Genomic DNA, 12743 nt, shown 5'->3' with positions numbered 1-12743 from the left:
GGATGCTGAGGCTAACACGCATCGGCGATTCATTACTAAATCATTCGGAACTGGAACTAAATAGTTTCTGACCACCGCAGTGTTGGTGAACGCTGTGGGCGATTCGAATTGAACCGACTACGAGAGTCGGTGCGTCTTCGTGGTCCTCCCGTGACAACGGCCGACCCAATCAGGCCAGGAAGACGTGCCGGGGTCGGTCCGCGAGGATGTCGCGACCGAACTCGACCGTCTCGCCGAACGCGTCGCTGCGGAAGAACTGCATGGCGTCCTCGCGGGAGTCCCAGCGGCTGGCGATGAACATGTCGTTCTCGTCCTCGCGGTTGACCAGCAGGTCGGTCTTGCGATGACCGTCCATGTCGGCGAGCAGGCCGGCGACGTCGCCGAAGGTGCCGACGAAGTCCTCGCGGTGGTCGGGTTTGACGGTGTAGAACATCCCCATCGTCCCCCACGAATCGCTGTCGTCATCGCCGGCTTGCCGGACGATATCCGGCAGATCCGCGAGGAAGCCGGCGGCCGTGTTCGCGGCGCGTTCGGTCTCCCAGAGGCTGACGATGGCGTTCTCGGCGTCGTCGCCTCGAGAACCGGCATCGCTGGGCTCGTACACTGCGGTTTTGACGTGCGTATCGTAGTGATCGAAGTTCGTCCGCAGGCCGTCGACCTCGTCGAATAGGTCGTCGGCGTCGGCCTCGGAGTAGAGAACGACCGCGTGGACATCTTCGCCGTGTGGCTGGCCCGCGTAGACGCCGATCTCCTCGAGTTCGCTGCGGACGTCCTCGCCGTCGGAGCCGGGTCGACCGCCGGCGCTCGAGTCGCCGTGCGAACCACTCGAGTCGCCGTGGTGGCCGCCCGACTCACCGTGATGACCGCCGGAATCCGAACCGCCGTGATGGTGTCCGCTCGAGTCCGAGTCGCCGTGGTGATGGCCGCCGTGAGCGTCGCCACCCTCCTGTGGAACTCGGTCGCCCGCGAGGTACGCCCCGAGGTTCTCGGGCGGGAAGCGCCGAGCCGAGAGGAACCGACCGAACTCGGCGAAGCGAGAACTCGAGGGATCGAACCGCATCTCGTAGAGCAGTTCCTTCACGTCGGTCGGATCGTCGCCGAACAGGGTGATACCCCACTCGAAGTCGTCCAGTCCGAGGCTGCCGGAGATGATCTGGGTGACGCGGCCGGCGTACCCCTTACCGATCTCGCCGTGGTTCGAGAGGTACTCCGCGCGCTCGTCGAAGGGGAGTTCGTACCAGTTGTGGTCGGGACCGCGGCGCTTGCTCATCGGATAGAAGCTGAGGAACTCCGCGTCGGGAATCTCGGGCTTGAGTCGCGACTCGATGTAGCGAGCCATCCCGGCGTCCTCCATCTCGGCGTCGTCGTCGAAGTAATCCTGAGACATGTAGCCCGAGACCTCCGTCACCGAGAGGTAGGAGTCCGCCCGCTCGGTGAACTCCGCAAGCGCCGTGTGCTCGAAGCGGCGCTCGAGGGCGTCGATGTCGCCGAGCGTCGGTCGGAGGTGGAGCACGAGCAGGTCGGCCTTGTGGCCGAGGACGGCGAACGTCGCCGAGTCGCCCTCGTTGGCGTCGGCGACGTTCTCGGCGGCGGTGAGGTAGTCGATACCCTCATCGATCGCCTGCGAGCGACGTCGTTCCGGCGCGTCGCGCCAGGCGTCCCAGTCGATCGACCGGAAATCGTGCAGGACGTACCAGCCCTCTTCGGTCTGTGGCGGCTGCCGTCGTTCCATGTGCGCGGGTTGGGTCGGCGGCGCTAAGAAGGACCGGGTTTCGCGACGAGGTCGATTCGCGCCGTTCGCCGCCTAGCCACCGACCGCCGAAATCGTCCGTCTCAACCGCCGCTCGGCAGATTTGGATCCGACCGAAACCCTTTACGTACGGCGGTTTAAATCACGAGTTACATGCGGAAAAGTGGGCCGCCGAAAGGACTCATCGCCTATCTCGTTCTCGAACTCCTCGAGGAGAAACCGCGCTACGGCTACGAGATTTTGAAGGAGATTCGCGAGATCAGCGGCGGCCACTGGGAGCCCTCGTACGGCTCCGTCTACCCCATCCTCTACAAGTTCGAGGAGAAGGGGTGGACCGAACGGATCGAGCGTGCGGACGAACCCGACCGAAAGTACTTCGAGCTGACCGAGGAGGGGTACGCGGAACTCGAGGAGCGCCGCAAGAGCTCCACCGAGAAGGCCCGGGACTTCGCCGACGTCATTCTGGGCTTTTTCCACGTCTACGCGGCGTTCTCGACGGACGAGCGGTTCGAAATCCCCGAATCCGACGGCGAGTGGCGGTTCGACGAGACGTTCAGCGAGTGGATCGTCGAACAGGTCGTCCGCCACCACGAACACTACTTCGACACCGAGTTCGAACGGATCGAGGCGACGCCCGACGAGTTCTACGAGCGCCACGGCATCGACGAAGACGTCGAGGCGGCGAACACGGACGACGACGAAGAAGACGCGGCGAACTGACAGTTACGACCGACCCGAGTCGATCGATTCTAGAGGAGGAAGGGCAGGAACAACATCGTGAGGAAGCTGATGAGCATCGTCAGTCCGATGGTCGTCGTCACCGTGCGCACGTGCCCGCGAGTCGTCTCGACCGGGAGCCTCGAGACGATGGCCTCGGTGCTCGTCCGGAGAATGTGCCCGCCGTCGAGCGGGAACGCCGGAATGCAGTTGAAGAATCCGAGCTGGACGTTGATCCAGCCGGTCCAGAACAGGATGTTCGCGAGGATGAACACCGTGCTATCCCCGAGCACCGCGAGCGATCCCTGCACCTCGTAGAAGTTCTCGACGCCGCCGGTGAAGCCGGCGAAGTTGAACGGGAGCAAGCCGACGACCCCGATGACCGGGAGCAGTATTGAGAGCCCGATCTTTCCGAAGAAGGAGTCGGCGACGCCGCCGTAGCTGCTGCCGCCGTTACCTCCGAGAATGGACAGATACTCCTCGGCTGGGTAGAGCTGAACGCCGATATCGCTCACTTCGAAGCCGGACGTGCCGGGAGTTGGGCTGACGCCGAGGAATCCGGAGTCGTCGCGCGGATGCTCGCCGAGGGTCACGTCGACCTCCTCGCGCTCGCCGTCCAGATAGCCGACGACGGTCGCCTCGTCGCCCGGCTCGGTTTCCGAGAGCAGCGCGTCGAGATCGTCGTAGGAGTGCGTTCGCTCCCCCTCGAAGGAGGTGATGACGAACGTCTCATCGGTCGGACCGAGGGCCTCCTCGAGCGGGCCGTCCTCGACGACGCCGACCGCGGCGCCGATCGGTACCTCGCGCTCGCTCCGGTCGCCGGCCTCGGTTTCGATCGTCAGCGTCACGACCTCGTCGTCGCCGACGGCGTCGAGGAACTCGCGTTCGGTGACGACCGTCTCGCCGTTTACCGCGACGATCGCGTCGCCGGCGTTGACGCCGGCGGGACCGTTCTCCATCGCGGCGGTCACGAGCAGTGACCGATCGACCATGACGGTCCGTTCGCCGTCGAGTTCGAGTTCGACCTGTTGGCCGTCGTGGGCTTCGAGTCGGTCAGCGAGGTCGTCGTTCGTCTCGACGGGGTCGCCGTCGACGGCGGTGATTCGGTCGTTCGGTGCGACGCCGGCGTCGGCGGCGGGCGAGTTCGGAGCGACGCCGCCGACCGCGGCACCGGGGGCGACGGCGATGGCCCCGACGATCGGTCCGAAGAGGAGCGCGAAGACGATGATCGTGACCGCAAAGTTGTTCGTGACGCCCGCCGCGAACATCCGCGTCTGGGCGCCTCTCGAGGCCTTCTTGCTGCTCTCCTGTTCGGGCTCGACGAACGCACCGAAGGGGATGATCGCGAGCATGGCGACGCCCATCGACTTGATGCCGATGTCCTCGACGCGACAGAGCAGGCCGTGGCCGCCCTCGTGGACGACCAGTCCGACGAGGAGCCCGATGACGATGCCGGGCGTCGCCGAGAGCGGCAGGAAGTCGTTGACGCCGGGGAACGGCACGACGTTTCGGGGCTGCTGGACGCCGCCGGTCGGCTGGGGCGACGTGATCGCGGAGATGGCGGCGAGCAAGAGGAGAACGAACATCGCCACCATCACGACGATGGCGATGCCGACGCCGAGGTTGGCCCAGGCCCGCCAGAACCGCTTGGGCTTCGACAGTCGGTCGAGAAACTTCCGGCCGCGTTTGGTGTGGAACGTGAGAATCGGTCCCTGCGCCCCGACGTACTCCGGCAGCAGATCCGCACGTCGAAGGGCGATGATCCCGAACCAGTAGACGAGTAGGCCGGCGACGACCCACGTGAGCGTCTCCGAGCCGTAGAGTTCGGGAACCGAGACGACAGCAGGGAAACCGTGATCCATTGGTCCTACTTCGGGGAGGGGTTCTCAAAGGGCTTTTGTCTGGTCTCGTCGCTTGCTCGAAACCGTCGCGTACCTCTCTCGTTACCGTTCAACTCAGCAGCTGGCAAAAAATGTCGCGAAAAAGCCGCTCATCGAGTTAGTCGACGATGAATCCACTCGCCAGTTCCAGAACCTCGGAGCGAGAGCGAGGTTGATCGAACGCCACCGGGAATCCGATCTCGCCGTTGAGTTCCCGGAGGAACGAGGCGTGTCGCGCTTCGACGCTGTGAATGCTGAGTGCCGGCGGAACGAGGTCGGCGTTCTCGATCGAGGGTGCTGCACCGGCGTACGCCGAAACGCCGACGTCCTCGAGCAACGCGCCCGTTGCGACGAACTCGTCCGGCTGCTCGACGGCCGTTCCGAAGTCGAATTCGGGGCTCGCGACCGGTTGGCCGCCGAGCATCTCGACCGTCTGCCCGAGCACTTCCGCGTGCGTCACTTCGTGATCCCGAACGACTTGCAGTCGGTCGACGACTCGATCCTGAATCGTCCCCAGCTCCTCGAACTGCTGTTGCAGCGTCGCGTCGTCGATGTTCTGGAGCCCCTGCGTGTAGAACTCCGCCTCGAGGAGCTCGAGCGTGCGCGCGTAGTTGAGGATCTCGATGTCGTTTTCGAACTCGTCGGGCACCGCCTCGGGCGGTTCGTCGCCCATCGGTGCGTCGTCTTTCGGCGCTTCGTCGTCGTTCTCGTAGTCGTCGTGATCGTGGGCCGAGACCATCGGTGCAACACCGGCTGCACCGGCACCGAGGATGGCCGACGCGGCGAGAACGCGACGCCGCGACGTGGAACGTCCGGTGGGTGAGTCGGGAGTTGGGTCTCGAATCGCATTCTTGTCAGTATTTTTCATTGTGACTGGATAACTCTCTTTGTAGGCACCGAGGTGGCGGATTCGACTGGGATGGTTGCTCCCCGGAATCCGACACATACACCTACACACCACACGGATTTATAGCCCTCTCACGACATGTTTTGAATGTCTCATATCCGTGCGTGTAACTGAAATCAAAACAGCCGCGTCTCAGTGGCCAGAACGGGGCGTAAATCGAACTTGTTCGCCAACCTGCGCTACACTGTACGATATCTGTCTGCGTTTCGTGCACGTCGTCGACAGTCCCGTCGGACGACGGCTAGTCGAACGCTCGCGAATCGATAGAGAGGCGAGACGACAGAAAGGCCACGCTTCCGATACGCAGTCGTGGACCGCTCGTCGTTAGCGCTCCCGGCGCAACCGAGCGACGACGAACTCGCGGTCGACCTTCGCGAGGAACGAGCCGAGTTTCGGACCCTGCTCCTCGTCGAAAAAGAGCCGGTAGCCCGCGGTGAAGAAGTCGCCGACGTCGACGTCGTGGCGTCGCGCCGTCTCGTAGATCTCGCCCTGAATCTCGTCGGGTTCGTGCCCCGCCTCGATGAAGTCGGCGAGTTCCTCGAGCGCCTCTTCGGTCGCCGCGTCGAACTCGTGGTCCGGAATCTCGGAGCGTTTGAGTTCGTAGTCGAACTCGTTTTCGGTGCGTCGCGCCCAGTTTCTGGCCTGTTCGACGCGCTGGAGTGCCGCCTCGACCGCCCACTCGGGCGCGTCGTCGGGAATGTGACCTTCGCGGCGGGCGATCTCCTCCCGGAGGTCGGGATCGTCGGTCATCCCGAGCACGGCGGCGAAGGTGTAAGGGAGCCGAACGCGCTCCGCTCTCGGCTCCTCGACGACGAACGGGTAGACGCGCTTCGCGAAGGCCGTCTCGTCCTCGTCGGCGTCGATCTCGTCGAAGTAGATCGCCTCGAGGCGGTCGAACTCGTCGACCAACTGGTCGAGCCGTTCGATGCTGAAGTCCCGGGCCTTTGCGGGGTCCTTCGCGAAGAAGTACCGCAGCACTTCGGGCTCTAACAGTTCGAGCACGTCCGAGACGAGGATGACGTTCCCCTCCGAGGAGGAGAAGGGCTCGCCCTCGAGGGTGAACCACTCGTAGACCATCGGGACGGGCGGCTCGATCTCGAGGACGTTGCGCGCGACGTCCTGGCCGCTGGGCCAGGAGCCTTCGGCGTGGTCCTTCCCGAAGGGCTCGAAGTCGACGCCGAGGGTCTGCCACTGGGCGGGCCACTCGAAGCGCCAGGGCAGCTTGCCCTCGCGCAGCGTCGCGGTGCCCTGGTGGCCACAGCCCTCGATCGTTCGGTCACCGGCATCCATGTCGGTACAGGTGTAGTCGACGGTCGCCGGATCGTTCTCTAAGTCGACGCTCGTCACCGTCTCCGTCACCTTCCCACACTCCGCACAGATCGGGTTGAACGGGACGTAGTCCTCGTCGACCTTGTCCTGGTACTCGGCGAGGACGTCGCGTGCGCGTTCGCGGTTTTCGAGCACGAATCGGGTGACGTCCTCGAGGTCGCCGTTCTCGTACAGTTCGGTGTTCGAAAGCAGCTCGATCGGCACGTCGACGGCGTCGGCGCTGTCCTGAATGATCGTCGAGAAGTGGTCGCCGTAGGAGTCACAGCAGCCGAAAGGATCCGGGATATCCGTGTACGGCGCGCCGAGGTTGCGTCCGAGCGCGCCCGCGTCGACGTCGCCGAGGTCGACGAGGTTCCCCTCGAGATCACAGAGGGTTCGGGGGAGCTTTCGCAGCGGGTCGCGGTCGTCCGCGGTAAAGACCTGCCTGACCTCGTGGCCACGATCGCGGAGCACTTCGGCAACGAAGTAGCCCCGCAGGAGTTCGTTGACGTTGCCGAGGTGGGGAACGCCCGACGGCGAGATGCCGCCCTTGACGACGATCGGGTCATCACTGGGTCGGTCGGCCACGCGCTCTTCCACTCGATCCGCGACGACATCCGCCCAGAAGGCGTGCCGTTCCGCGTCCTCGCGCTGGAGGGTGTACGGACTCTCGTCGCTCATCGTTCGTCCTGCGCCCAGTAGGTCGGTTCTTCGCCCGCACCCTCGGGGATGACGTCGGTGCCGTCGTGCTCGCCGTAGCGGACCGCACGCGAGATACGGTCCGGATCGGTACCGTCGAGAACGATCGTGCGCATGCCCGAGCGCTCGATGATCTTCGCCGCCAGCAGATCGACGGGTGCCGACGCGCCGGCGTTCATCTCGAGGCCGGCGATGACGTCGACGAGATCCGCAGCGGAGAGTCGGTCGTACTTCGTCGCCTCGGCGTTCTCGTTAGGGTCGTCGCTGTAGACGCCGGGAACGCTCGTCGCGTAGACGAGCAGATCGGCGTCGACGTACTCCGCGAGGGCCGCGCCGACGGCGTCGGTGGTCTGTGCCGGTGCGACCCCGCCCATGACGGAGATACCGCCCCGCTGCAGCGCTTCGCCGGCCTCTTCGTAGTCTTTCGCCGGCGCCGTCACCGAGTCGCCGCCCAGCGCGGCGATGAGCAGGCGTGCGTTGAGTCGGGTGACGTCGATCCCCAACTGATCGAGCTCGATCTCGTTTGCCCCCAGGTCGCGAGCGGCGCTGATGTACTCGCGTGCGACGCCGCCGCCCCCGACGACGGCACCGACGCGACAGCCGTCCGCGACGAGGTCTTCGACGACGGCGGCGTGTTCGGCTACCCGATCCGTCCCGAGTTCGGGCACGAGCACGCTTCCGCCGATAGAGACGACCACTTTCATGCTATCCCGGTGTAACCGGGTTGCTATCTTAAGGGTTGCCAACTGAGAGGCAGCGCGCGTGTCTCACACGAACACGGGAGCGAATGCCGAAGGACGGTCTCAACGCGACCGCGAGCGGCGTAACTCCCCGCGACGTGAATCGGCGTCGACAGCTACAAAGTCCGAGAGCACCTCGGTTGGAACATGTACGTACTCGGCGTTTGCGACCACGGGGCGGGCGACGACGCGCTCGAACGCGTCGTCAACCGACTCGTCGATCGACTCGAGCGGGAGGGACGCGTCGGCGTCGTCAGGTACGACGCGACGATCGCGGACGGGATACAGGCCCACGACTCGCTGACCGTCGGCGGCGACGTCAGCTACGAACTCGGCGCGGACGGGGACTGGACGGCTTCCGGAACGGGAATGACGATCGACAGCGTCGTCGACCAGCTCGCGGTCGACTGCGACTACGCCGTCGTCGTCGGCGTCGACGGGCTCCGCCACCCCACCGTCGTCGTCGGCGCGGACGGTGAGACAGCGGCTGCTCCAGCGGACGAAAACGACGACCGCGTGATCGCAGCCGTCGAAGCGCCCGGGGACCTCGATCCGGACGCCGTGCTGGCCGCCCTCGAGGACTGTGACCCCCACGAAACTCTCGAGTCGCTCGCCGACCGCGTCAAACGCTCGCCGAAGGCGGAGCGATCCGGTGCGATCGCCACCTTCACCGGCCGCGTCCGCGCGAAAGACGACGCGGACGACGCGCGCACCCAGTACCTCGAGTTCGAGAAGTACGAGGGGATCGCCGAGGAGCGCATGGCCGCCCTCGAGACCGATCTCGAGGCGCGCGACGGCGTCCTCGAGGTCGAACTCTACCACCGGACCGGCGTCGTCGAAGACGGCGAGGACATCGTTTTCGTCGTCGTGTTGGCCGGCCACCGCGGAGAGGCGTTTCGAACCGTCGAGGACGGAATCAACCGGCTGAAAGACGAGGTTCCGCTGTTCAAGAAGGAAGTGACAGTCGACGACGAGTTCTGGGTTCACGAGCGACCGTAAGAGTATTGATTCCGTGAATGATTCGTTCAAAATAGGTCAAGCCTCTCGAAAAAGGATATTCTAATACCCGTGAGTGTTTTGACGGCGATAATAGATTAGCGACGGTTTTAAAACGTCTCGAGCTGTCTAGTCGCCCGAGAGAAGTTATCATTACCGAGAATAAAACGTCGATTACCCCCCAAATCCCTGAACACAAACGAAACGCCGCTAACCATCCTTCCTTTATAACATATTCCCCCTACAAGCCATTGTTGTCGATGAGCACGACAGCCCAACCCTCCACGGAAAGCAAAGAACGTCGCCTCACGAACTACCTGCGCAACCGCGCGGAAGACGGCGAGCTGTACTTCAAAGGCAAGTTCATCGCGGACGACGTCGGCATGTCCCCCAAAGAGATCGGCGCGTTGATGGTCAAACTCTCCGACTCGGTCAGCGACCTCGAGATCGAGAAGTGGTCCTACACGAGCGCGACCACCTGGCGCGTCGCCCCCGCCTGACGCAGATCGTGTCGATCGGCCGTTCCGGCCACGACGCGACGGATCTCCCCCGATCCCCGCTACACCCACCCCACCCACACCCTGCGTGCCAGCGCGGCTCCACCGCGATCGGCACGGTCCCTGAAGTCCCCGCAGCACCCTTATCGGGTCGGCCACCCCCTTCCGTCCGGCCCGTTCGTTTCGAATCCGTAGTGCAACCGATAGTAGCCACTGAAAGTCAATGTACACCCGATCGCAGGAGGGAAGCGCGGTTCGGAGCGTACGCGGTTCGGAGCGAACGAAGTGAGCGAGAACCGCGGCAAAGCGAGCGGGGAACGGAGTGACCCGCGAGCGAACGAAGTGAGCGAGAACCGCGGCAAAGCGAACGGGGAACGAACGTGACCCGTGAGCTGTGCGATCGGTGTGTGAATCGTTTCAGTTGTTACTATACCAGTCGGCGCCGCCGACGACAGGCGATTTATACGAGGAGACCCTGAACCATCGATGATGGACGACGTCGACTCGTCCGAGTTCGGATCCGCGCGGACGAACGGCTCGTCGCTCGACGCGGGGCCGCCGCTCGAGCGCATCGAGTCCGTGTTTACGATCTACGAGATCCGAACCGAGGGCGATCAGCTGATCTACTACGGCGATCCGCGGGTACATCCCGAGGAGGCGATGCGCGAGCTGTGGCCCGCGTTCCGGAAGGCGGGCTACGATCCGCAGCTGACCACCCGGTACGGCGACTACGTGCTCGTCGCCGAGCCGATCGACCTCGGCATCGACGGGATCCCATGGACGAACGTCCTGTTATTGCTGGCGACGGTCGTCTCGACGCTGTTCGTCGGCGCGCTGTGGTGGTATCCGCAGCTCGATCCGTTGTCCGATCCGGCGGCAATGCTCCAAGCGTGGCCCTTCTCGCTCGCGATTCTCGGGGTACTCGGCGTCCACGAACTGGGCCACTACGTGATGAGCCGGTATCACGAGGTCGACGCTTCGTTACCGTATTTCATCCCCATCCCGACGATTATCGGGACGATGGGGGCGGTGATCAAGCTGAAGGGACAGATGCCCGACCGAAAAGCGCTGTTCGACATCGGCGTCGCCGGCCCGCTCGCCGGGCTGGTCGCGACGATCGCCGTCGCGATTATCGGGCTGCATATGCCGCCCGTCACCGTTCCGGAGCCGCTTCTCGAGGAAGCCGACGGGAGCGGGTTCCGACTCGGGATCCCGCCGATGCTCGAGTTGCTCGCGTGGGCGGTCGATCAGCCGATGTACGCCGACGACCCGACGCGCAACGTCAACCCGGTCGTCATCGGCGCCTGGGTCGGCATGTTCGTCACCTTTCTCAACCTGATCCCGGTGGGCCAACTCGACGGCGGCCACATCCTCAGAGCGATGGCCGGCGAGTTCCACGCGCTCGTCAGCACGATCGTTCCGACCGCGCTGATCGCACTCGCCGGCTACCTCTACTTCGTCGGCGGCTACGGGTTCCAGTCGGTGTTCATCTGGATCCTATGGGGGGGCCTGACCGCCCTCTTCGCCTCGGCGGGGGCTGCCCGCCCGGTCACCGACGAGCGTCTCGGTACCGGCAGGCTCCTCGTAGGGGTCCTCACGTTCGGGCTCGGTGCGCTCTGTTTCATGCCCGTTCCCCTCGAGATCATCCCGTAACGAAGCGTCACTCCGCTATTAGTGCGTGTAGCCGCGATCCTCGAGCGCCTCGCCGTCCATCGTGATTCCGTTCTCGCGCGCGGTGACGGAGCCGATCACCGACAGATCGACCGCGAGCGCCGACTGTACGGTTTCAACTGCGTCCTCGGGCAGCGTGACGACGAGTTCGAAGTCCTCGCCGAAGGTCGTCGCGCGCTCGAGCGCCTCGTCGTCGGTCGCGGCGACGGAGCGCAAGGCGTCGTCGATCGGAATCGTCTCGGCGTCGATCTCGAACCCGCAGTCGCTTGCGTCGGCGAGCTGGTGCAGCGAGCGGGCGAGTCCGTCGCTCGAGTCCATCATCGCGGTCGCGTGGGGGGCGAGCGCTCGACCGGCCGCGACCCGCGGCTCGAACCGGAACAGCTCGTTCGCGCGCTCGAGCGCGTCCGGGTCGTCATGACGCGTGCCGCGTTCGAACAGCTCGAGTGCGGCGGCGCTGCGGCCCAGCGTCCCGGTGACGCAGACGACGTTGCCGGGGGTCGCACCGCTGCGGTAGACGGGATCGTCAGTGTTGCCGATCGCGGTCGTCGTCGCGGTGAACTCCTCGTGGCCGTCGAGATCGCCGCCGACGTACTCGCCGCCGACGCGTTCGCAGACGTCGCTCGCGCCGCGTACGAACGCGAGCAGTTCCTCGGCGTCGAACTCGGGGGCCGCGTAGGCCGCGACGGCCGCGGTCGCCTGGGCGCCCATCGCGGCGACGTCCGAGAGCGAGGCCCCGACGGCCCGCCAGCCCGCCGTGTAGCGGGTCGTGCCGGCCGGAAAGTCCGTCCGCTCGTGGAGCATGTCCGTCGTGATCACGAGCCCGTCGACGACGGCGGCGTCGTCGCCCGCGGACTCGAGCTCGCGTTCCAGCAGCGCCAGCGCGGCGCGTTCGTCCATACTGGGGCGTTTCGAGTCCAGCACGAAAAACGGTCCGGGCTGCGGCCGCGAGAGCGGAACCGACCTCGACTCCGTAGGGCGAGTCTCGAGTCGCCCCCGCGGAGCCCGTGAAACCCGTGTACACACTCCGCACGCACCGCGACACACCGGCAGAATACGATGGCCTTAAATGCCGCGGACGGAAACCACACGCCAATGGCTACGATGTACGACGTTCCGGCGGACGACCTCATCGAGGCGCTCGCCGACGATCTCGAGGAACGGCTCGACGAACCCGACTGGGGTAAGTTCGTAAAGAGCGGTGTCGATCGCGAACTCCCACCGGAACAGGAGCAGTTCTGGGCGACCCGCGCCGCGAGCCTCCTGCGCAAGGTCTCCGACCGCGGCCCCGTCGGCGTCGAGCGCCTCTCGACGGAGTACGGCGGCGGCAAGACCTCGAACCGCTACCAGGTCGCCCCCGACAAGCGCGCCGACGGCTCGAAGAACCTGATCCGCACCATCCTCCAGCAGCTCGAGGAAGAGGATCTCGTCGAGACCGCCGAGGGTGAGGGCCGACGCATCACGCCCGCGGGCCAGAGCCTGCTCGACGACACCGCCGGCAACGTCCTCGAAGAGCTCGACCGTCCGGAACTCGAGCGCTACGCGTAACGACGCGACGCGAGACCGGCTTTTCTCACCGAA

At 65.1% G+C, this 12743-nt stretch carries 11 protein-coding genes; 5 read left to right on the top strand and 6 right to left on the bottom strand.

What is annotated here, in order from left to right; genetic code table 11:
* Positions 1-169: 169 nt before the first annotated feature.
* Positions 170-1732 (bottom strand): heme-binding protein, encoded by a 1563-nt coding sequence (locus tag ACSFDB_RS10795; protein ID WP_440770990.1) that lies wholly within the window; start codon positions 1730-1732, stop codon positions 170-172.
* A gap of 171 nt (positions 1733-1903) precedes the next feature.
* Here ACSFDB_RS10795 and ACSFDB_RS10790 point away from each other — a divergent pair, with 171 nt between their 5' ends.
* Entirely contained in the window at positions 1904-2470 is a 567-nt protein-coding gene (locus ACSFDB_RS10790; protein WP_440770989.1) for a PadR family transcriptional regulator, read from the top strand.
* Between the two features lie 29 nt (positions 2471-2499).
* Here the strand turns inward: ACSFDB_RS10790 and ACSFDB_RS10785 are convergent, their stop codons facing one another.
* The 4 genes from ACSFDB_RS10785 to pyrH form a co-directional block, all read right to left on the bottom strand.
* Positions 2500-4329 carry a site-2 protease family protein gene (locus tag ACSFDB_RS10785; protein WP_440770988.1) on the bottom strand — a complete coding sequence of 610 codons (1830 nt, stop codon included), beginning with the start codon at positions 4327-4329 and terminating at the stop codon, positions 2500-2502.
* A 136-nt stretch (positions 4330-4465) separates the two neighbouring features.
* Positions 4466-5215, bottom strand: coding sequence for a ferritin-like domain-containing protein (locus ACSFDB_RS10780; protein WP_440770987.1), 750 nt, complete (start codon positions 5213-5215; stop codon positions 4466-4468).
* A gap of 363 nt (positions 5216-5578) precedes the next feature.
* Positions 5579-7243: a lysine--tRNA ligase gene (gene lysS / locus ACSFDB_RS10775; RefSeq protein WP_440770986.1), complete on the bottom strand. Its 1665-nt coding sequence runs from the start codon at positions 7241-7243 to the stop codon at positions 5579-5581.
* Positions 7240-7965 carry a UMP kinase gene (gene pyrH / locus ACSFDB_RS10770; protein ID WP_440770985.1) on the bottom strand — a complete coding sequence of 242 codons (726 nt, stop codon included), beginning with the start codon at positions 7963-7965 and terminating at the stop codon, positions 7240-7242. The genes lysS and pyrH overlap by 4 nt, the downstream gene beginning before the upstream one ends.
* Positions 7966-8148: 183 nt before the next feature.
* Between pyrH and ACSFDB_RS10765 the strand changes: the two genes are divergently transcribed.
* The 3 genes from ACSFDB_RS10765 to ACSFDB_RS10755 all read left to right on the top strand — a co-directional run bounded on the left by ACSFDB_RS10765 (position 8149) and on the right by ACSFDB_RS10755 (position 11147).
* Positions 8149-9000 (top strand): molybdopterin synthase, encoded by an 852-nt coding sequence (locus ACSFDB_RS10765; protein WP_440770984.1) that lies wholly within the window; start codon positions 8149-8151, stop codon positions 8998-9000.
* Positions 9001-9257: 257 nt separating this feature from the next.
* On the top strand, positions 9258-9497 hold the full coding sequence (locus ACSFDB_RS10760; RefSeq protein ID WP_440770983.1) for a DUF7123 family protein: 240 nt from the start codon (positions 9258-9260) through the stop codon (positions 9495-9497).
* A 486-nt stretch (positions 9498-9983) separates the two neighbouring features.
* Complete coding sequence (locus ACSFDB_RS10755) at positions 9984-11147, top strand: site-2 protease family protein (protein WP_440770982.1); 1164 nt, start codon at positions 9984-9986, stop codon at positions 11145-11147.
* 18 nt (positions 11148-11165) lie between these two features.
* On the opposite strand, the gene thiL is transcribed toward ACSFDB_RS10755, so the two are convergent.
* Positions 11166-12062: a thiamine-phosphate kinase gene (gene thiL, locus ACSFDB_RS10750; RefSeq protein ID WP_440770981.1), complete on the bottom strand. Its 897-nt coding sequence runs from the start codon at positions 12060-12062 to the stop codon at positions 11166-11168.
* A 195-nt stretch (positions 12063-12257) separates the two neighbouring features.
* Here thiL and ACSFDB_RS10745 point away from each other — a divergent pair, with 195 nt between their 5' ends.
* The gene (locus tag ACSFDB_RS10745) at positions 12258-12710 is read left to right on the top strand and encodes a 30S ribosomal protein S19e (RefSeq protein ID WP_006089553.1); all 453 of its coding nucleotides are present in this window, start codon (positions 12258-12260) and stop codon (positions 12708-12710) included.
* The last annotated feature ends 33 nt before the right edge of the window (positions 12711-12743 follow it).

Source organism: Natronorubrum amylolyticum, assembly GCF_052040145.1.
Classification (GTDB): Archaea; Halobacteriota; Halobacteria; order Halobacteriales; family Natrialbaceae; genus Natronorubrum.
Note: the sequence above shows the minus strand (reverse complement) of the source record. Positions and strands in the feature narration are given on the sequence as shown.

Bases quoted from the DNA above. Each gene is read 5' to 3' on its own strand.
- ACSFDB_RS10785 (WP_440770988.1), bottom strand. From the start codon at position 4,329: ATGGATCACGGTTTCCCTGCTGTCGTCTCGGTTCCCGAACTCTACGGC.
- thiL (WP_440770981.1), bottom strand. From the start codon at position 12,062: ATGGACGAACGCGCCGCGCTGGCGCTGCTGGAACGCGAGCTCGAGTCC.
- ACSFDB_RS10790 (WP_440770989.1), top strand. From the start codon at position 1,904: ATGCGGAAAAGTGGGCCGCCGAAAGGACTCATCGCCTATCTCGTTCTC.
- ACSFDB_RS10745 (WP_006089553.1), top strand. From the start codon at position 12,258: ATGGCTACGATGTACGACGTTCCGGCGGACGACCTCATCGAGGCGCTC.
- pyrH (WP_440770985.1), bottom strand. From the start codon at position 7,965: ATGAAAGTGGTCGTCTCTATCGGCGGAAGCGTGCTCGTGCCCGAACTC.
- ACSFDB_RS10760 (WP_440770983.1), top strand. From the start codon at position 9,258: ATGAGCACGACAGCCCAACCCTCCACGGAAAGCAAAGAACGTCGCCTC.
- ACSFDB_RS10780 (WP_440770987.1), bottom strand. From the start codon at position 5,215: ATGAAAAATACTGACAAGAATGCGATTCGAGACCCAACTCCCGACTCA.
- ACSFDB_RS10755 (WP_440770982.1), top strand. From the start codon at position 9,984: ATGGACGACGTCGACTCGTCCGAGTTCGGATCCGCGCGGACGAACGGC.
- ACSFDB_RS10765 (WP_440770984.1), top strand. From the start codon at position 8,149: ATGTACGTACTCGGCGTTTGCGACCACGGGGCGGGCGACGACGCGCTC.
- lysS (WP_440770986.1), bottom strand. From the start codon at position 7,243: ATGAGCGACGAGAGTCCGTACACCCTCCAGCGCGAGGACGCGGAACGG.
- ACSFDB_RS10795 (WP_440770990.1), bottom strand. From the start codon at position 1,732: ATGGAACGACGGCAGCCGCCACAGACCGAAGAGGGCTGGTACGTCCTG.